The sequence below is a fragment of the Novipirellula rosea genome, from assembly GCF_039541335.1.
In the GTDB taxonomy this organism is placed as follows: Bacteria; Planctomycetota; Planctomycetia; order Pirellulales; family Pirellulaceae; genus Novipirellula; species Novipirellula rosea.
The window spans coordinates 218,395-238,581 of sequence record NZ_BAABGA010000035.1 but is presented as its reverse complement, the minus strand read 5'-3'; the positions used below and the strand labels follow the sequence as shown (position 1 = coordinate 238,581).

Sequence of the window (20,187 nt, the reverse complement as noted above, 5' to 3'; positions counted from 1 at the left end):
TGTCGATTAAACAGTGCGGCTTGCGCCGCACTGCGATTTTTTAATCAAAGCCTATTTCGAAATCCGTGGAGCCGAGTAGCCTTGATCGCGAATCTGCTTTAGCTTCGCCTGCAACTTTTCAACCAATTCGTGATGCGATTTCGCCACGTTGTTTCGCTGCCCGATGTCCTTGCTCAAGTCATACAGCTCCACGGGACCATTGTCATCGGCGGGATACCCGTGTTTGCTTTCCCACTGCTTGTTACGGCCGCTTACGTATCCCGATTTTGTATCGACCAGCAACCAATCGTTGTGACGGATCGCATATTGATTCGCGTGGGTATTGTGGACGTGTGTCGTACGGACTGGTGTCGACGAGCCTGTTAAAAGCGGCATCAAGTTATGCGAATCTTCCGCCGCGTCGTCAGGCAACGCAAAATCAACCACGTCGGCGATCGTTGCCATGATGTCGATTTGTGAAACAAGCGTTTCATTAGTCGAACCTGCCTGGACCGTTCCCGGCCAACGAATGAGCAGTGGGACGTGATGCCCGCCTTCGTAGAGGTCTCGCTTCAGCCCCCGAAACGGCTTGCTCGACCAGTGATCGAATTTTTGGTCTCGGGCGTAAGCATATTTCTCGGGGCCGTTGTCGGCGGTGAAGATGACAAGCGTGTTGTCTGCTTGGCCCGATTCATCCAGCGCGGTCAACAGACGTCCGATGGCGTCGTCGGTTTCGTAAACAAAATCTCCGTACGGACCCGCGCCCGATTTTCCATCAAACTGATCATTGGGAATGATCGGAGCATGTGGCGATGGAAACGCAAAGTACAAAAAGAAGGGTTTGTCGCTCTGTTTACGTGATTTCAAGAAATCGACGCCACGCTGTGTGATCGTCGGAATGTTCTGGTAAGGATCCCAATCCGAAGCCATCGGCCCTGGGCGGCATTCCCAGTTGCCCTCTTTGATCGGCTTCCACTTCGATGTGTCCATCATCGTATCGGGAGCTTTGACGACGTGATCATTCTCGATCCAACAATAAGGAGGAAAATTAATCACGGTGTCGCCAAAATAGGAACTAAATCCGTGAGCCAAAGGTCCATCGGGAATTGGTTTGTCCCAATCAAAATCCTCTGGCCCCCAGACTTTATTGCGTCCTTGTTTCTCGCTCACCGCATCGGGTTTACGAATCGCATCCCAATTCCAGCCCAGATGCCATTTGCCGATTGCCGCGGTGTCATAACCGACCTGCTGCAACATCTCGGCTAGGGTCAGCCGTTCGGGGGCAAAAACCGAATCCCCAAACGCGTTGACGATTCCGTGAAAATCACGCCAATGGTGCCGCCCCGTCAGCAATGCGTAGCGGCTCGGGGTACAGATTCCCGACGAGGAATGCCCGTCGGTAAATCGCATCCCCGCGTTTGCCAATTGCGACAGATTGGGTGTGGGAATTTTTGAATCGGGGTTGTTGCATCGAAGATCTCCGAATCCAAGATCATCAGCGTACAGGATCAGCACGTTCGGTTTCTCTGCCATCGCGGCACCATGCAGAGCGATGATGGTCGCAAACAAAAGAGCTGCATATCTCATGGATTCCCTTTTCGAAAAGTCAGTGGGTTGGGGAGCAACGGAGAACACGATTCGATCAATCGACGAACCGATTAGTGTAGCCGAAAACGGAACGAGTTTGTATTTCGCAGCGTGTCAACCATTGATCACGGAACAGCGGCATGGGACAATAATGCGATGACGAACGTCCCCGCGACGATCGCTGCTGCAGGCACGAATTCGCCTTCCGCTTCCTTGACCTACATCTAATGCAACTCAGCTTCGACCGACCTATGACCAAAACACTTTTTAGCGCCGCGCTCACACTTGCACTTTCGACTTCCCTGTTTTCGTTACCAGCCAATGCTGAAGAGCTCGGCAAGCTGATCTTTTCGGATGACTTTGAGCGGAATGAATCACAAGAACAAATCGACGAGGTTGGAAACGGTTGGGGAACCAACAGCAAATCACGCGCGGGGGGAAATAAACAAGTCGATCTTCGCGACGGGGCGATGTACATCTATATTCACAAAGATGCCGACCATGCTGTTTCAGTGACGCATCCCGCTGAATTTCAGAACGGTGCGGTGCAGATGAAATTCATGCTTGAACACGAAAAAGACACGCTGGGTCTGAACTTTGCGGATTTGCAGTACAAGAAGGTATGGGCGGGGCATTTGTTTAAAGTCACAATCGGCGTCAAGCAAACCGAGATCACCGATTTAAAGACTGGCGTGATGGACCTCAAGACCCGCGAGGCACGACAGAGCAAAACCATCACCGCCGAGCAACAGGCGGAGCTGAAGACAAAGACCAAACGCTTTCCACACAAATTGGAAACGCGAAAATGGTACACCGTGCTTGCCAAAATCAACGATGACACGCTGACCGTCTCGATTGATGGTAAAGAGGTAGGCTCGTTTGCATCGCCTGGGATCGCTCACCCGACCAAACGGATGCTGCGACTTTCGATCCCCCGAAACGTCGTCGTCGACGATGTGAAGATCTACAACGCTCTCTAAATAGTCGCACGGCTTTCCAAGCCGTTAGCGAGCAGCACGAGCGATCGTCGCGGTGAGAGCGGAGTTACTCTTCTTCGTCCGCTTCCAACATTGCCTGCTCTCGTTCAAGCTCGGCCTCGTAATCGGCGATCGCTTGTTCATCCGCATTTTCCATGACGTTGGTGGGGCCGGAATCGCCGCAGCCCGTCATACATCCCAACATAAACAAGCTGACCATCAGGCAAATTTTGCGAATCATTCGAGTCTCCAGAATCAAACAGAGGGAACGTTCTTGAAAATAAAATCAAGTTTCCAAGACGAGGTTGATAAAAAAGAAGGTCCTGAAGCGGCATCGCTCCAGGACCTGTTTCCGCTGTGAATCAAGCAATGATCTAAAATTCGGAATCGATCGTTTCGCGTGCAGCACGTGTGCCCAGCGATCCCCACAATCCATACGGGCTTTTCGACCCAGGCGAAGCGGCGCCGTTACCGTTTAGCCAGACGGCCGCCGCGGTTGAGTTGCCGGCTTCGATCGAATCGGTAATAAACTTCACCGCCCCGTCTCCCATCAATACATGCACCCCGCCTTGGTGACGGCTGGACGGTGGTAGCATCGCAATATTCGATCCGCGGTTGAAAGCACAGAGATTTTTATTCGGCGGCAAAATGGTCGTCATCGCCGAGTAGATCTGTTGCGCACTGGCCCAACGATAACCACGTCCCGTGGTTGCACCATCGGTTTCTTGAGTCGCCAACCAAAACTGAGGACGCTCGGGATCAATCATGCCGTTCTGTGAACAATACGACGGATTGTCGTGAACGAGGGCGGCGGATACTTGGCCGCTGTTCCCCTTTGCTCCCACATCATTCGAAATCGTGCGAGTATCTTTGTCACCGAGATCGGTCGCAATTTCTGCCATCACAATGGTGTTCGAAAGACCATCGAGCATGTCGCGGAACGCCGTCTTCTTGTATTTCACAAACGCTCCACGATTCGCAGCACGTGAGTGTTTGGAGGGGTTCGTTCTCACTAGCAGTGCGTTATTGCGAGGCCCGTTATGCAGTTGCCGTCCGGAATCACCCAAACAGGCAGCATAATTGGTTCGGCCAAGCGCCGGCAAACCAGTCCCGGGGTCACTTGGACAGCGTAATGTTGGCAATTCGGTAACCCACGGCGCATAGTTGATTTTGCCGTGCGAGGGTCCCATCGCCGGAAAGTCAATCGTGCCGTCACCGTTGTAATCGTTCGGGTTGGAGATCTGCTCCCAAATGGCTTGTTGCTCGATGAACGGGGTGAGCCCCACTAACATCGATAGCTGCAGCATGTTGCCGTTGTTCGTCGCACGCCATGATCGAACGTTGGGAGTGATGTTCTCGTCGACCGTTCCCGCACCATGCTGGGGCAGTTGTTTGTAGGCACTGTGATAGTTGTGGATGCCAAGACCAAGCTGTTTGAAGTTGTTGCTACAGCTCATACGCCGGGCCGCTTCCCGGGCCGCTTGGACCGCGGGTAGAAGCAATCCCACCAACACCCCGATGATCGCGATCACGACAAGAAGCTCGACCAACGTAAAACCCGAAGGGGCCGTTCGTTTCGAATTCATTACAAATCCTCTCAATAAAAAGACAAGAAACGCCAGAAAAGGGCTCCGTTTCGTGGGCTAACCCCTCAGAAACAGTGCGTGCGGGGTGATGACTCCCCGTTGGCGGTAAAGCAATCTTAACAATCTGCCGACATCAGGATATAACCATATGCGCGTTTATTCTTCGCAAACGCGCATACATCCCTGCTTTGAACAACGCCCCGCAAAGGCACAGTCACACACTGTCCGGGCTTAAAAGAGAAAACCAATTGTCAAAAAAACAGCTAGCATTACCTAAAAGTAAGATGCCGCGTGTCGCGGTGCTGGTGGACACTTCGACCGAATGGGGGCGTGATTTGATTCGTGGGATCACTAGCTACGCTCAGCACCATGGCCCGTGGCAGCTGCAAGTGGAACCTCGCGGCCGCGACAACGTATTGCAGCTACCAAGCCAATGGAATGGGGACGGGATCATCGCTCGTGTCTCCAACCCAAAGATCGCCGCCGACCTGAAATCGCGTCATGTTCCAGTCATTAACATCTCGGGCATTGAACTTGAGGGGTTTTCGTTTCCTCGAGTCGCGATTGACTACGACGCCACAGCAAGACTCGCGTGGGAGCATTTCCAAGTCCGCGGTTTTCAGCGATTTGCCTACGTCGGCCCTCTTCATTACTCGTACATCGAGAAACACGCCGACGCGTTTCAGGAACAGATCGGAGCGGACGTAGCAACGCTGGAACGATTTCACTACATCCATGAATCGATGGGAAGCGAAAAGTGGCGTAAGCAGCGTGCAAGAATCGAAAGTTGGTTGCAACAGTTAGAGAAGCCGATCGCGGTGTTTGCCTGGGGCACATCCGCATCTTGTCAGTTATTGGATGCATGTTGGTGCATGAACATCCAGGTTCCCGATGATGTCGCCGTGTTGGCGGGAGCGGAGGATGCCCTGATCGCACAAACGACCGTGCCTCCGATGTCGGCGGTTCTGAACCCGTCAAAGCAGATGGGCTATCGCGCGGCCGAGCGACTTGCAAACCTGATGAGCGGCGGCACCGATAGTGGAGAAGAGGAACGTATTGCCCCGATTGAGATTGTGACTCGTCGATCGACCGAAGTCTTGGCGATCAAAGACCCCGAATTGTCCAAGGCGGTTCGGTTCATTCGTGAAAACGTCTTCACGGAATTGACCGTGGCCAAAGTCGCTGCATCGGTACCGATGAGTGTCCGCAGCTTGCAAGTCAAATTCCGAGACGCGTTCGGACACCCTCCGCTCACCGAGATACACCGACTTCGTATCGCGCGTGTCAAGGAACTGCTTGCTTCGACCGATTTACCCGTTGCCAGTATCGCGCAGGCGACAGGGTTCGGTACTGCCGCCTATATGGCAACAATGTTCAAGCGTCAGACAGAGATGACGCCATTGCGATACCGATTGGAGACTCGGCTACGCTAATCCGATCGCCAATCGGCATGATTCATGCACACGGAATATCAGTGTCTATTTTCTAATCGTCCCATTTTCAAATGGTCCCGATTGCCAGCCGAGATTCGCGTGACGATTGCACCCGAAGCAGCGCACCGAAAAAACACGAGCCTTCGAATGAACGAACCGACCGAAGCGGAATTGACTGAGTGGATGAGTGCCGTTCTAGCCAAAGGATGGGAAGGAGTCCGAGCGGGTCAGAACCCCTTCGCAGCCGCGATATATACGCTGCAAGGCGACCCCATCACGTGCGAATTCAACCAGGTCAAACGAACAGGGCATCCTTCACGGCATGCTGAGGTTTGTGCGATTGATCGTGCGTGCGAACAACTTCAGCGAACGACGCTCCAGGACTGCGTGCTGATCAGCTCGGCTGAGCCATGCCCGATGTGTGCCGCGACTGCGGGAATGACACAAATACCGCAGATCGTATACGGCGCGCCCGCCGACGTGGTTGAACAAGCCGGCTACGGTACGTTGGGACTCGGTTGTCAGTCGTTCTTCGCCGCAGCCAATCCCAGTGCGGTCATTCAGGGTGACATCCTAGCGGACCAATGTTCGCAGTTGTTGCTGCAGAATCCCAAGCCGTGATTCATCGCGGGGAGTTGCATTGGATTACGCCGTTTCGGCGATCGGTTTGTCTTCTTTAATGGGATCACATTCTTGTCCGACCCGGCATGCATCCTCGCCCAAGACCGCTGCGAGCGGATAGGTGAGCTGGAAGCTTGCGAAAATTTTACGCTGCACAATCAACAGAGGGACAGCCACAAAGATTCCCGGAATGCCCCACAGGAATCCCCAAAACGCCACCGCCACCAAGACAATCACGGGGCCAACCCGCAATGTTTTTCCCAGAATCGAGGGGGTAATAAACTGGCCTTCGATCGCGGTGATCGACCAGAAGGCGGCCGCGGTTAACACGGGGCGTAGCAATGAATCAAACGTGCTCGCCGCAGCCATGAACACGAAAGCGGTTGCTGCCAACGCACCGACATACGGGATGAAATTGAACAGCGTTGCCAGAACTCCCCATAACACCGGAGTCGGCATCCCAATCGCCCACATGACAAGCGACACGACGATACCGAGCCCCACATTGATGAAGGTGATCTGAGCGAGATACTTGCCAACCGACTCTTGGATATCGCCAATCTTGTTCAGCAGTTCATGACGGCTATGTTCGTCAGGCATCACATTGAGCACCCGATTGAGCAAATCGTCGCCGGACGACAGCATGAAAAAGGTGAGCACGGCGACGGCAGCAATGAAGGCCAGGAAGCGTCCGGTTTTGTTAATCAGCACGCTACGGTCAAGGATTCGCGGCTTCTTCACCGAAACCTCCACCGTCGGTTCCTGTTTCGCAGTAGGCGACGCTTTGTCGAGTTCCTCTTCGGCACGATCAAGCACCGTCAACGGCTCTTCGATCGCGGAGAAATTCGCCTTGATTTTGCTGATACTGTCCGGCGTTGAAGCGATCCATGTTTGCGCCGGTGAATACAACATTCCGGCGACAATGCCCAAGGTCACGAAGATGCCTAGAATCAGTAACCCGCTGGCGACGGTCTGTGATAATCCCCAATGGCACATGCGAGCGGCAATCGGTCGCAACGACAAATAGGCCAGTGTCGCAATAACAATGGGCACAAACAAACTGCTGGCGACAAACAATGTCCCACAGACCAACGTCACCGCAATCAGCCCGACCAAGGCGAGCAATAATTTCTGATCCGAAACCGAATCTCCGAACACGCGTCCGGACGATCGTGATGGAGATGCAAGGGGATCCGCCGTGATTGGTGGATCAGGGCGATCATACCGACGCCGCTCCGATGCAACGGACGTATGACTCTCGTCGCTTCTTAGCATATCGTCCATTGTCAATAAAACTCCAAAGATCAAGACAACCACGTGCCGTTCGCGATCGCGTTATTAGAAAATTTGGCAGACGATCGACCATCGATCCGCCGCGGTGTCCGAGATACATACAGCTCGGACGCCGGCGCCGATGGATGCAAATGACATACCGCTGTGGCGCGCTATTTGCGTCGCTCGGTGTTTCGTTAACCAGAATCGTACGCACACGGGGCTTCCGTATCATGAACTTCTTGAAACAGACATTTTCCGAATTCTCAAATGACAACTGCAGCACGCTTGCGGCGGCATTGGCGTATTACACCGCATTCGCCTTGCCACCGCTGCTGTATTTGCTCATGACCGTGCTGACCTTTGGTATGTCCGTGATGTACGACAGCGAGCAAGCGGAGCAGAAGGCTCAAGGCTTGCTGACATCCCAAGCCGCACAGATGATGGGGAACCAAGCCGCGAGTGAGCAAATCTCGACAATCATTGAAAATCACGAACAGTCGGGTGGAAAGTGGTGGAAAACGCTGCTCAGTTTCGCCGGGATTGTCGTCGGTGCCACCGGCGTGGTTGCGGCACTGCAGGCCGCTCTGAACCAGGTGTGGGAGGTCAAACCGGACCCCAAAAACACTGGGATCATGGACATGGTGATGAAGCGGATTATGTCATTCGGGATGATCTTGGGACTCGGATTTATTTTGCTCGTTTCACTGGTGGTATCGTCGGTCCTTGCCGGAATTGGTGACCAGCTAGGAGGCATGTTAGGCATGTCCGGAATCGTGGCTTCGGTGATCAATTTCGCAGTCCAAGCTATCGTGGTGCTGGTGATCTTCGCCGCCATTTTCAAGTTCATGCCCGACGCCGTCGTCAAGTGGCGTGATGTGTTGGTGGGGGCAGCCATCACGACGGCGCTATTTCTGCTCGGACGTTTTGTCATGCAAATCTACTTTTCCTATAGCGAACCTGGTGCCCAGCTTGGCGCAGCCGCAGCCTCCCTGGCTGTCTTGTTGGTATGGGTCTATTACAGCGCCATGATCGTGTTGCTCGGCGCCGAAGCGACCCAGGTCTACGCAGTCCGTTACGGCGAAGGGATCCGTCCGGAACCCAAAGCGGTTCGCGTGGTCGAAAAGATTGAACGCCCTGGGACCGCGTCGAACTAGCGGTCCCCAGACTGCCGATTGATCTTGTCGATCGATTGATTCTGTCGATCATTGAACTTGCCGATCGACGCCTGAGGGCGTCGTCGCTTTCCGGGCATCACCCCAAAGGACTCGCTGAGGTTACAAGACTCTATTTCTTTCGCTGGCGATCTCGCTGGGTCGCAGCGACCACCTCCGCCATCGCCGATTCGGGAATCAAGTGGTGCTCAATCGCGATTCGGGCGACATCGACACTGTCGCTGACCAAATACATCGGGACACCGGCGTCGTGCGATTCACGCAAGTAAACGTCGACTCGATCGTCATGCAAACTCGCGAGTCCTGGATCGATGTCGCGAATAAAGATCGCTCTTATCCGCGATCCAAACTCCTTGGCCGCGGTTGCATAGAGTCTCGCGTCCTCTTGGCCTGAGTCTCCAAAGAGCACGAATGGTAGCGAGTCAAATTGTTGTAACAGCCGGCGTGTTTTGACCAACTTGTGCTCGTGCCCTTCTTTCAAAAATTTGTTTTCATCGAACCCCAAATCCCGCAATAGAATGGGCCCCTTGGGGATGGCGTTAAGTTCGAGGAAATCTTCAAGTAAATCGTGCAGATTCCATGGCGAGCTGGAAACGTAGAAGATGGGATTCAGCGGATCACGCTGCGTATTTCCATCGTGCTGCAACACCTCGTACAACTTCGCCACACCACATAAGGGAGCTCGCGTTCGCGCGTTTCCTAGAAAGGTAAGCTTGGCCATCGTCGCGATATCGATCGCCCCGGTATGCAAGATCGTATCATCGATATCACTGATGATGCCGAATTTTGCATGATCGGGCACATACATAACATCACACGGGGTGGTGCTAGATTGCGTCGGCGATCCTTCCTCGTCGGCAATCTGCAGCAATGCGGAGGACCAGAAAAGTTGGTCGCTGCTTCCCGTTTCACGTGGCAGATCAAAATGGAAGTAGCCTTCGTTGTCGCTACGGCTGCTACCCGCACTGCCGCCCGCGGTTGCCTTGACCTCCACGTTGGGCACCTCATCGCTAGCGAATCGACCAATGGCATTGGAAAGGTTATGCCACCACCGGTCACTTTCAAAGTCGGGATCGAGCGGCGGGTTGGTGAGCACGCGTCCGTGTAACCGTATCGCATCACCACTCGCATAACCAATATAGGGCTGGATTTTGGGGACGCCACTGCGTCCCAACCGCTTTCGCAATCGCCGAATTCCCGCGTCCATCACGTCATCGGCAGACGAAGCGGTCTGCGTCAGCCAAGTTCTAAAAACCTCTCGCCAATTCGGTGATTCATTGTCGCCGGAGTCGCCAGCCATTGTTCATTAACCTGTTGCGGAAAACTCGGAAGCCTTGGAAATAACAGCGTGACAAAGCAAAAGATGTTCCCGCTTCGTGCGAGCAAACCTCGTCCTCGGTCAATATTTGCTGCAAAACCGGCTGGCTAGGTGCGATCGTTCCATTCACTGTGAACCCGGCCATAGTGAACTCAGCCACCGTGAACCCAAATCACGCAGACTGGACGCCTGGCGACCACACCAGGTGGGCATCTTTGGATGCTTCGCTGCCATTGTCATGTTTTCAGGGTGACCAGCAAACGCGATTGCTTGCCTCAACGAATCGTGGCACGTTGATTGCGACGTCATTGAGTTAAGCACTGGCAATTTTCATGTCACTCCTTGGCAAACGTGACCTCCAGCTCACCAGGCTCCTGTTTGGCAAGTGAAAAAAGACGAGACGGGAGCCTCGAAAGCAGCGCGGCCTCAGGCAGGATCCTGGATACCAGCGTTTTTAGCTGGCGAGTGCCTAGAAGTGAAGAATATTTTCGAATTTACTTAAAACGAGAGAGACGTTATGTCCAGCACTATGGAATCGATTCACGACCGTTACGATGATTTGCGTAATCGAGTCGGCGAGTACACCGGCCACGATCAACCCGACGGACGCAATCCGGGCATCGGCCGCACTGAATCTGCAATCGCTTTTGTCGCGGCGATCGGGGCCACGTTTCTAGCACGCAATCTGCTCGAGGCGGCGTGGCAAACAACGTTGGACCGTGATCCCCCTAAAAATCCAACCTCACGCGAAGTGGCATGGCGAGAAGCCCTGCTGTGGGGCGCGGCATCTGGTGCAGTCGTTGGCATCGCCCGAATCGCCTCTCGACGTGCCAGCAGCGGCGCGTATCGCAGTTGGAGGTCATAACCACGGTGTCACAACGCCCACCGGACAAGTTCGCGATTCGCAATTTCGAGTGGCTCGAACCCTTCGAGCCTCATCGCTGGTGTCGCGGCGGGTGGCTACAAACGCTTTCCATCAAATCGCTCCGTCCCGATCTGGACGTCGATCACTACGAGGGCTGCGTCGCCTTTGATGTCCCTGGCGACCAGACGCCACCCGATGTGCTTAGTGGCTACTATTTGCCGGTGCCCCGCCCGACGCAGAAGCCGACCGTGATCGTTTTTCACGGGATGGGTGGGCATGCACGAAGCGGGTACATGCGTTCGATGGCCGAGCGATTACTGGCGGCCGGGTATCCGGTGGTGCTGTGGAACAATCGCGGGGCTGGCAGTTCAGCGCGAAATTGTATCCGTTTTCATCACCCAGGCTACACCGACGACATCTCTCTGTTAGTCAATTACTTACACGAACAGCAAGCCGAGTGGACTCGCAACGGGCTCGCAGCGGTCGCGTTCTCATTAGGTGCAAATGTTTTGTTGCGGTATCTTGCCGAAACCGAAGGCAACTGTGCCTTTCGTGCCGCCGCCGTCGTCTCAGCACCGCTGGATATGGAGACAACCTCGATCAATTTGCAGTCCGGGCTGAACCGCATCTTCGATCGTTATCTACTGAAAAAGCAGTGCGAAGAGTTGCTCCGCGAATCCGCCGAATTAACGGACGAAGAACGCAAAGCAATCGAAAACGCATCGTCGGTTTGGGAGCTGGATGATCAGTTCACTGCCAAGCATCTTGGCTATGCGGGCGCAAAGGAGTTCTATCGAGATAATTCCGCTATCTATGTGCTCGACAAAATTAGAACTCCCACCCTGCTTTTTCATGCAGCAGATGATCCGGTGGTGGATGAAACGGTGTTTACCGATCGCGAATGGAGCACCGAGGGACCGCTGTATCCGGCGCTAGCAGCCTCGGGTGGCCACACCGGATTCCTGGATCGCCAAGGGAAGCGATGGCACGAGCGTGCCACGATTCGATTCTTCGATGCGATGCTCGGTTGAGGAACAGCGTTTGCTTGGTACGTGCGGAATCCGGCAGCAGAAATCCTCGCTGTCATTCAAAATCGGACATCGATCGTCCGCATCCGCTCCACTTTCTAACCTCAAGAGAGTTCTCTGTCTCATGGCAAAACAAAATCAATCCAGCGGCAAAACCAATGTTGGGCACGGAGGCGAGCCGCATCAAACCGTCTCGGCCGATGGTGTTCGCTTGACAACGAATCAAGGTCTCGTCATTGCCGACGATCAGAACACGTTGACGGTGGGTGAACGTGGACCACAGCTACTCGAAGACCATATCATGCGTGAAAAGATCACGCACTTTGATCACGAGCGGATCCCGGAACGAGTCGTCCACGCCCGCGGCTACGCTGCCCACGGTTATTTCCAAGCCTACAAGTCGCACGCGAGTCTGACGAAGGCCGGTTTTCTGCAGGATCCATCGGTGCAGACGCCAGTATTCTGTCGCTTCTCGACCGTCGCCGGTCGCGCCGGGTCGTTTGATACCGCACGCGACGTACGAGGGTTCTCGGTCAAATTCTACACCGATCAAGGCAACTACGATCTGGTGGGCAATAATATCCCCGTGTTCTTTATCCAAGACGCAATCAAATTTCCCGATCTCGTTCATAGTGTCAAACCCGAACCGGATCGTGATTTCCCGCAGGCTCAATCCGCTCACAACACTTTTTGGGATTTTGTCTCGCTCAATTCCGAATCGATGCACATGTTGATGTGGATCATGTCCGACCGCGCCATTCCTCGTTCATTCCGTATGATGGAGGGATTCGGCGTTCATACTTTTCGGATGATCAACAAAAAGGGTGAATCCAAATTCGTCAAATTTCATTGGCGTCCTAAACTCGGCACGTTCTCGTTGATTTGGGACGAGGCGGTGAAGATCGGCGGCGCGGATCCCGATTTCCACCGTCGTGATTTATGGAATGCGATTGAGGCCAAAGATTTTCCCGAGTGGGAACTTTCGGTCCAAGCATTTAGCGAAGCCCAGGCCGCCGAGTTTGACTTTGATGTGCTTGACCCCACCAAATTGATCCCCGAAGAACTGGTCCCGCTAACGCCACTCGGAAAGATGGTCCTCAATCGCAATGTCGATAACTTTTTTGCCGAGACCGAACAGGTGGCGTTTTGTCCTTCGCACGTCGTTCCTGGGATCGATTTCAGCAACGATCCGCTGCTGCAAGGCCGATTGTTTTCGTATCTGGACACGCAGTTGTCGCGACTGGGAAGCCCCAATTTTCATCAAATCCCGGTTAACAAGCCGAAGTGTCCGTTTGCTAATTTCCAACGTGATGGGCACATGCAAACCGAAGTGCCAACCGGGCGAGTCGCGAACGAACCGAACTCACTTGACGATGGTCAACCACGCGAAGATCCCAAGAACGGATTCACTTCGTTTGCAGCGGAAGAGTCAGGCAAAAAGTTGCGTATCCGTCCAGAGAGTTTCGCGGATTATTACACGCAAGCTCGATTGTTCTGGAAATCGATGACGGAGCCCGAGCAGCGACACATCGTTGGCGGTTTTGCTTTTGAGCTCGGCAAGTGTGATGAAATCAAAATCCGCACGCGAATGCTGGGACATCTGAAAAACGTTGACAAAAAGTTGGCCGAACAAGTGGCGACCGCACTTGGCATGAAGGGCCAGGGCGATGCAATCAAACCTCGTGTGCCCGTTGGCGATCCTGAGCCATCGAAACCGTTGTCACAATACACTGCGGCGCCAAAATCATTGTTGGGCAAAAAGATTGGTTTGCTGATCACGACAGGAGCCGATGACAACCTGCTCAAAGAGATTCGCGAGGCGGCCCACGCCGAAGGGGCGATGTTGTCGATCGTCGCACCGACTGTGGGCGAGATTGAAACGAGTAAGGGTGAAAAGGTGACGCCCGAGCATTTCTTGGCCGGTGCCCCTTCGGTGCTGTTTGATTGCATCATCGTCGCCCCGGCAAAGGAGAAAGCAGATTCATTGGCTCAGCAAGCCGACGCGGTGGACTGGATCCGTAACGCGTTTGCCCATTTAAAAGTGATCGGGTACACCGAAGCAGCGACAGAGTTGTTTATAAAGGCGTCCGTTGCACTCGATGCCGACGACGGCATTGTCGACGTCAGCGATGCGAAGCTTGATAAGTTTATTGAGCAAGCAAAACAGTATCGTGTCTGGGATCGCGAACCCAAAGTGCGTTCGATGTGATCTGTGGCGAGACGTGGCACGGATGCCCGCGTTTTCTAGACGACTCTTTTGGTGTAGCTAAAGTCGCCAATACTTTCATTCGGTTGGCGTAGGCCCCCGAAACGCTTGGCGAGTTCCACCTCAAAATGCTTCACGGTATTGGCCCAACTGGCTATCCCACTCGGCTGTCTTCTTGGTCGGAGGCCGACGTGGCAGCAAGATGTGGCCGTAAAAAAAGCGGGCCTGCGATTTACCACGTCATGACTCGCTACCATACCGGCGGCAATACCAGGATGCGTAGGTGTAAAACGCGGGATAGGCGAGCGAGATCAACAACAGTCCGGTGGAAGGACGTGGATATTGCCACAGAATCGCGATCAATGTGAGCGTCCATAACGCTGCCCCTCCCAGAATCCAAATTCGCCACCGCTGCGGTGCTAAGTTGGGATAGATCACCCAGACAGGCATCACCGTCAACACGGTCAAGCCCCACATCGTGATCGCGGTCAACCACGGACTGTACAGCGAACTGAAAACACCGGCGTACAACGCAAACGCATTCCAGTAGGAAGGAAATCCGCGAAAGAATCCTCGCTGTTCATCCTTGGCATGCACGTGGGCGAAACCGAGCAGACTGGCTGCCATCGCCAACATCACCGTCCATCCGGTACCCGGCGGCAACCACTCCATTCGCCAGGTGAGCAGCAACGGGATAAACGCGAAAGTCAGATAGTCGATTAAATCGTCAATCGTCCGCCCATCGATATTAGGGGCAAATCGCTTGACGTGGTATTTGCGAGCCAACGGACCATCGAACGCATCGATCACCGTCGCCAATAATAACCACAGAAACACAATGCGTGGATCGCATTGGGGCGAGCCGATTTCGCGAACGGCAAGTGCGGCTGGGATGATCCCGGATGCCGTGAAAAAATGTACCCCATAAGCGGCAGCACGACGCGTCAAACTATTTTCGTGTTGCATGAAGGAATTCGATTCGTGCCTGGGCAGTGTTTCTGAAGCGGATGGACCAATGACAACAGCAGCAATAAAAAGAGCAGCGAACTGACCCTAATGAATCGCAGTGCTGAGAACTGATTTTGTTCAACGCTGTGATCACGAAAGTCCGTCCGCTGCCCCCACCACTCTCGTACTTCATTGGGCGGTGCGTCGCCAGCTATCGGAGTGTGTTTCGCTGTAATCTAAAACCATCCCCCGACTACATGACGACGATCAGAGCGTGGATGATACCAATGATCCAGAAGCCCACGATGGTGAGCACCAAATTGAGCCAGAATTGCGTTCCCAATCCCGAGTGCATGAACACAGCAAGCGGTGGCAACAAGAAGGCAAGAATGATTTTCAGTACTTTGTTTTCGTTAACGGCGGTGGTGGCCATCGTTGTTCTCCGGGTTGAAGTAATTTTGAAAAGACGTGATAGGTGTTCCTCCACGTGGTTACCGCACAAGGAACGCGAATCGTGTGCCACGACTAAACTTTGGACACATTAAAAACGCGAAACCATCCCCGCATGATGGAGTGCACCGCGTAACACATCAGCCCAAAGCCGGTCACAGCCAACAACACCTTGCCGTAGGATTGAGCCGCAATGACAGCCAATGCGTCGGCAATCCCTGTCACCTCCTCGCCGCTTGCTCCCTGAACGGCCGAGTTGAGCAGAAAGCCGCCAATGATTAGGAAAGCCACCCCTCGCGTAGCCAACCCAACACGTCCTGAATACAGTGCGACGGTCCGCAATTTCTCACTCATCGCGGCCAGATCGTACTTCTCCATAAACTTCGCCTTGTAGGCTTTATAGCCAAATGCAAGCCCCGCTCCGATGACGCCTACCCCGACGACGCCTAAGATTGCCCGCCCCCAAAGTGCTCCAAGCAAAAAACTTTGCCCGGCATCCGATTGGCCCGAGCTGGTCGCGATTCCGAGTGCCAACGACGCGGCGAAAAAGCCAAGCAATACATAGCTCAATCCGCTGATCACATAACCAATCCGTTTCACGATCCCTTTAGCATCCGTGCCATCGCCTTCGGTGTCCTTGCCCGCTTGCACCAATCGCCATGCGGTGTAACCGAACAAACCAATCGCAATCAAACCAAGCAGAACGCGTCCGAAGGGTTGCTGCCCAATTTCCCGAATCGCCCCTCGTGCGCCCGAGATTTGGCCGCCGGCGCCGATCGCCAATTGAAACGCAAGATAGCCGACGACGAAATAGACAACCCCTTTAGCAATGTATCCAGCGCGACCAAGCAACTCGACCCAATGAGGCACGTCCGGAAGGGACGCGGTTTTAAACCCTCGCCATGTCAGTGTGTCATGCGGAGATGGGGACAAGCTGGAAGAGGAAGTTGCCATAATTAGGGTTCCGTGAATCGGTGGATAAGTGGACAAGATTTTTGCGGCGCCCTGGCATTTCAGGGCTGCCGTATTTACTATCCGCAATCAGTGTGCCGTCGCAATAAAATCCATCGTCCAAGGCACCGTGTTTGGCTAAGCGTTCGCCTCCGATTCACTCGCCCGATGAATCAATTCTTCCGCCTCTTCGTGGTCCTCTTGCGTATCGGTCATCGCGGGCTGTTCGTGCTTCTTCTCGGGTTCGAGTTGCAGCCAGATCAGGATTGGAAAATGGTCCGAGCCCACCTCGCGCAGACGATGAATTTCTCGCACAGTAAAATGTCGCGAGTGAAAGATGTGATCGAGCGGAAAGCGGAACCACACGTGCTGGGCGTGAAACGAATTGAAGAAACCACGACCGCGGCGAGGGTCCAGTAGGTTGCTGATCTGCAGGAACAATCGCGTCGTTCTTGACCACGCGACATCGTTCAGATCGCCACCGACGATCACGGGTAGGGTCTCTTCACGCAATTGTTCGGCATGCAGCAACAATTCCGCATCACGTGGAACGGAGTCTTGATCCCGCACCGGTTCCGGCGGTCGCGGATGGACGCCGACAACCCGAATCAACTCACCCGATTTGATTCGAATGACTGCGTCAATCGACGGAATGTCCGACTGTACCAAGTAGCGGATTTCAGAAGACTCGATCGCGAAACGCGAGGCCAGAATCATGCCATAGCAATTCTCTTGCGGACATGCGACCACATGCGGATAGGTTGCCGACAAGGATTCAAGTGCGTCCGCCCAGCGTTGGTTGACCTCCAGCGCAATGATGACATCGGGGTCGACATCGCGAATCGTGCTCAACCACAATTCGTGCTGTTCATTTTCCTGCAACAGATTCGAGACCACGATGCGGATCGAGCGATCATCGTTAACATGCTCAGTCGCCAGCGACTGGCGTGGGGCGATTCGGGTGTAGGGGAAAATACGGATCCCATGCCAGATCGTCAAAAATACGAAAAGCGTCGCCATTACAACGTCGGTGGTCGTACCAATCGGTTTCGCAGACACCGCCATGCTGATGAAATAGACAACCGTGATGACGAAGCTAAGTCCCACGATTTGGGTGCGAGGAAAATCCCAGCCGCGAACAAACCAATGAGGATTGTTGCTCAAGTTCAGCAGGGAACCGGCCACGAGTGCAGCCATGACGATGATGCATAGGGTACTGATAATGGTAGTGATCATAGGAAAAGCCTTGGAATTTCGCCAAAGTCTGTCGGAGCGAATCCTGTACCGAGCGACAGAGCCTTCAATCCAGCTCGTTGGCGTTTGCTGAAGAAAGCTTGGCGTTCAACAAATAAATCAGCCCGACTTTATCGGGGGGTGCAAGACCGGAATGCGACGCTATGAGGCCGCGGTTTCGCGTTCATGGTGCCATCTGACTGGCTGGCGAGCGTGAAGCGAGCAATCGAAATCGAGCAATCGAAACCGGGCAATCGAAACCGGGCGACTGGTGCCGCGGGCGATAGCAAGATCGACGGAAGTTACCGTCAACCATTTTTACACTTGTCGTGCACCAGGATCTGCCATAGCAGCATGCCGCCAAGCATGACGGAAAGCAGCAAAAAGAGCGATGCAAACGCCGGATATCCGAACACCATCCAACCTGACTGCATCGACATCATTCTGGACGCTGCCAGAATCAAGGCGGCGATTACCAAGCCCGCTGTGATGCGATTGGCAATTTTTTGCATCCCCGTGATGATCTTGTCCTCATCGAGCGAATCGACTTGCACACGAAAGTCGCTTTCGGCAATACGCCGACTAATCTCGTTCATTCGCGACGGCAAATTCTGCATCAATTCAGCGGATTCGATGATGGCTTGATAAGCATCGTTCAGCGACAGTCGCTGTGACCCATGTTGGCCCACCACATGGTTTGCGTGGTCGCGAATCGCTTGAGTCGGATTGAACCCGGGGTCGAGCAGCTTGACGACTTTGTCAAGATTCATCAACGTTTTACCGAGCATCACGACTTCGTTCGGTAGAATAATTCCCGCGTCGCAGGCGGCCCCTTGGATATCCATGATCATCCGGCCCGCATTCAGTTCCTCCATCGATGCGCCGTGACCAGCCGAAAAGACTTCCGCGATACGCCGTTGGAGTCGATCTCGATCATAGCGAGACGATTTTTCACCGATGTGATGAGCGATCTGAGCGGCGGTTTGTGAATCGCCGTTTCCTACCGCTAACAGTAACTTCAGCAAATCACGCTGCATCGCCGGAGCCACATGGATGACCAACCCGAAATCGAGCAGCGCAATCCGGCGGTCTTGCGTCAGCCACAAATTGCCTGGGTGCGGATCGGCGTGGAAATGGCCGTCCACGAGTATTTGATGTAGGTAGGCTGCAAAAATTTCGTCCGCAAGCTGGTGACCGTCCAGCTCCAACAGCACCACTGGGCTGACGTCAGTGACTTTGACTCCCGAAACCCGCTCCATCACAAGCACGCGTTGGCGACATAGATCCATCACCGGTTCAGGAACCGCGATCGAACGATAGTCGGCAAGCGATTTCTTCAATCGCATCGCGTTTCCCGCTTCACGCCGATAATCCAGTTCGCTGAGGATCGACTTCTTGAGCGTCGCGACCAAGTTAACCAATTGGTACTTTTCACCAAACTCCGTCGATGAATGGAGCAAAGCTGCTAATTCTTCGAGCGCACGCAGATCATCATCCAGATCGGGTTGCAAATCAGGTCGCTGGACTTTGACAATCACCTCACGTCCGTCGCGAAGCGTCGCGTGATGAACTTGTCCCAGTGACGCCGTGGCCGCGGGACACTCTTCGATTTCGGCGAAGATCTTCTTGGGATCCGTTTTAAATTCACTCGCTAATAATTCACGAACGTCCGGCCACGGCACCGCTTCGTTGTCATCCTGCAGCCGCGAAAGCGCCTCGAGATAGGGCTCCGGCAAAAAGTCGCCTCGCGTCGACAACAGTTGCCCGAGCTTGATAAAGGCCGGGCCGAGTCGCTCGAGATCATTGGCTAATTCGTCGGGCGTTGCCGCGTCGCTACGGACGAGGGCGTCAGTGTCGTCGGCCTCTAAATTGATTCCTGTTGATTTCAGTAGGTCGCCATGGCCGTACTTGTGCAACAGCATCGCGATATCTTTATAGCGTCGCAAATATTTGGTTTGCAGTGGAATCATGGGATGCTCGTTTCGTGTCAGTCCAGTGATGGTTCAATGGTGTTCGTCTTGATTGGATCTGCAGCGGCGTCCGCCCTGCGTTTGAACGGTTTAGCGTCCTTCGCATGCGGCGACTCGGCGTGAAATGGCATGGAGGAGCAGTTCTCATGCCGCCCCAAAATTTCGCGGCGAGTGACTGCGAATGTGAGACTTTTTGAACGTGAGTCGAGAATTCAACGTGAGTCAAGAAAATTTCACCGCTGCACACCACCGCTTCGGGCACACCACCGCTTCGGGCACATCGCCGCGTCTGGCACATTAATTGCTGACATGCAGCATCATTGCGGAATACTAACCCTCGAAACCCTTGCAAACGAATGAAGTCGTGGCGGAGCACCGATCCGGCACGCTGAACCACCCCACCCGCATACGACCAAGTCGGCGACCACGGCGCACCGTGGAGTGCTGCGAACGCACGCAACTGGCCAAACGGTCAATCGCAGCCACGTCGGCTTGGCGTTGGGGAACCAGCATCCGAATCCAGCATCCGAATCCAGCGCCCGAATCGAAGTATCGCGTCCGAGACGAAGTAGCACGAAGTAGCTCAGT

The 20,187-nt window shown here is 54.1% G+C and carries 17 protein-coding genes; 7 read left to right on the top strand and 10 right to left on the bottom strand.

The window, feature by feature from the left end:
- Positions 1-51 precede the first annotated feature (51 nt).
- A complete protein-coding gene (locus tag ABD971_RS13740; RefSeq protein ID WP_345323381.1) occupies positions 52-1,512 on the bottom strand; it encodes a sulfatase family protein in 1,461 nt (486 codons plus the stop codon).
- A gap of 305 nt (positions 1,513-1,817) precedes the next feature.
- Here ABD971_RS13740 and ABD971_RS13735 point away from each other — a divergent pair, with 305 nt between their 5' ends.
- Complete coding sequence (locus ABD971_RS13735) at positions 1,818-2,546, top strand: hypothetical protein (RefSeq protein ID WP_345322893.1); 729 nt, start codon at positions 1,818-1,820, stop codon at positions 2,544-2,546.
- Positions 2,547-2,610: 64 nt separating this feature from the next.
- Here ABD971_RS13735 and ABD971_RS13730 read toward each other — a convergent pair whose 3' ends face one another.
- Both ABD971_RS13730 and ABD971_RS13725 read right to left on the bottom strand, forming a co-directional pair.
- Positions 2,611-2,784, bottom strand: a complete 174-nt coding sequence (locus tag ABD971_RS13730) for a hypothetical protein (protein ID WP_339939868.1) — start codon at positions 2,782-2,784, stop codon at positions 2,611-2,613.
- A gap of 133 nt (positions 2,785-2,917) precedes the next feature.
- A complete protein-coding gene (locus ABD971_RS13725; RefSeq protein WP_339939866.1) occupies positions 2,918-4,129 on the bottom strand; it encodes a DUF1559 family PulG-like putative transporter in 1,212 nt (403 codons plus the stop codon).
- Positions 4,130-4,377: 248 nt separating this feature from the next.
- On the opposite strand from ABD971_RS13725, the gene ABD971_RS13720 reads away from it, so the two are divergent.
- Positions 4,378-5,562: an AraC family transcriptional regulator gene (locus ABD971_RS13720; protein ID WP_345322890.1), complete on the top strand. Its 1,185-nt coding sequence runs from the start codon at positions 4,378-4,380 to the stop codon at positions 5,560-5,562.
- Between the two features lie 147 nt (positions 5,563-5,709).
- Entirely contained in the window at positions 5,710-6,183 is a 474-nt protein-coding gene (locus tag ABD971_RS13715; protein ID WP_345322888.1) for a nucleoside deaminase, read from the top strand.
- A gap of 24 nt (positions 6,184-6,207) precedes the next feature.
- Here the strand turns inward: ABD971_RS13715 and ABD971_RS13710 are convergent, their stop codons facing one another.
- Positions 6,208-7,467, bottom strand: coding sequence for an AI-2E family transporter (locus ABD971_RS13710; RefSeq protein WP_345322886.1), 1,260 nt, complete (start codon positions 7,465-7,467; stop codon positions 6,208-6,210).
- Positions 7,468-7,688: 221 nt separating this feature from the next.
- Here ABD971_RS13710 and ABD971_RS13705 point away from each other — a divergent pair, with 221 nt between their 5' ends.
- Positions 7,689-8,612: a YihY/virulence factor BrkB family protein gene (locus ABD971_RS13705; RefSeq protein ID WP_339939861.1), complete on the top strand. Its 924-nt coding sequence runs from the start codon at positions 7,689-7,691 to the stop codon at positions 8,610-8,612.
- A gap of 130 nt (positions 8,613-8,742) precedes the next feature.
- Here ABD971_RS13705 and ABD971_RS13700 read toward each other — a convergent pair whose 3' ends face one another.
- A complete protein-coding gene (locus ABD971_RS13700) occupies positions 8,743-9,930 on the bottom strand; it encodes an App1 family protein phosphatidate phosphatase (RefSeq protein ID WP_345322884.1) in 1,188 nt (395 codons plus the stop codon).
- Between the two features lie 535 nt (positions 9,931-10,465).
- On the opposite strand from ABD971_RS13700, the gene ABD971_RS13695 reads away from it, so the two are divergent.
- The 3 genes from ABD971_RS13695 (at position 10,466) to ABD971_RS13685 (ending at position 14,050) form a co-directional block, all read left to right on the top strand.
- Positions 10,466-10,813 carry a DUF4235 domain-containing protein gene (locus tag ABD971_RS13695; RefSeq protein ID WP_339939859.1) on the top strand — a complete coding sequence of 116 codons (348 nt, stop codon included), beginning with the start codon at positions 10,466-10,468 and terminating at the stop codon, positions 10,811-10,813.
- A 5-nt stretch (positions 10,814-10,818) separates the two neighbouring features.
- A complete protein-coding gene (locus ABD971_RS13690) occupies positions 10,819-11,844 on the top strand; it encodes a YheT family hydrolase (RefSeq protein WP_345322881.1) in 1,026 nt (341 codons plus the stop codon).
- Between the two features lie 121 nt (positions 11,845-11,965).
- Entirely contained in the window at positions 11,966-14,050 is a 2,085-nt protein-coding gene (locus ABD971_RS13685; RefSeq protein WP_345322879.1) for a catalase, read from the top strand.
- Between the two features lie 237 nt (positions 14,051-14,287).
- Here the strand turns inward: ABD971_RS13685 and ABD971_RS13680 are convergent, their stop codons facing one another.
- From ABD971_RS13680 to ABD971_RS13660, 5 genes are all read right to left on the bottom strand, one after another.
- Entirely contained in the window at positions 14,288-15,013 is a 726-nt protein-coding gene (locus tag ABD971_RS13680; RefSeq protein ID WP_345322877.1) for a CDP-alcohol phosphatidyltransferase family protein, read from the bottom strand.
- A 235-nt stretch (positions 15,014-15,248) separates the two neighbouring features.
- On the bottom strand, positions 15,249-15,428 hold the full coding sequence (locus tag ABD971_RS13675; protein WP_339939855.1) for a YqaE/Pmp3 family membrane protein: 180 nt from the start codon (positions 15,426-15,428) through the stop codon (positions 15,249-15,251).
- A 92-nt stretch (positions 15,429-15,520) separates the two neighbouring features.
- The gene (locus ABD971_RS13670) at positions 15,521-16,399 is read right to left on the bottom strand and encodes a DUF1206 domain-containing protein (protein WP_345322875.1); all 879 of its coding nucleotides are present in this window, start codon (positions 16,397-16,399) and stop codon (positions 15,521-15,523) included.
- Between the two features lie 135 nt (positions 16,400-16,534).
- Entirely contained in the window at positions 16,535-17,632 is a 1,098-nt protein-coding gene (locus ABD971_RS13665) for an endonuclease/exonuclease/phosphatase family protein (RefSeq protein ID WP_345322873.1), read from the bottom strand.
- Positions 17,633-17,937: 305 nt separating this feature from the next.
- Positions 17,938-19,599 (bottom strand): ABC1 kinase family protein, encoded by a 1,662-nt coding sequence (locus tag ABD971_RS13660; protein WP_345322871.1) that lies wholly within the window; start codon positions 19,597-19,599, stop codon positions 17,938-17,940.
- Between the last annotated feature and the right edge of the window lie 588 nt (positions 19,600-20,187).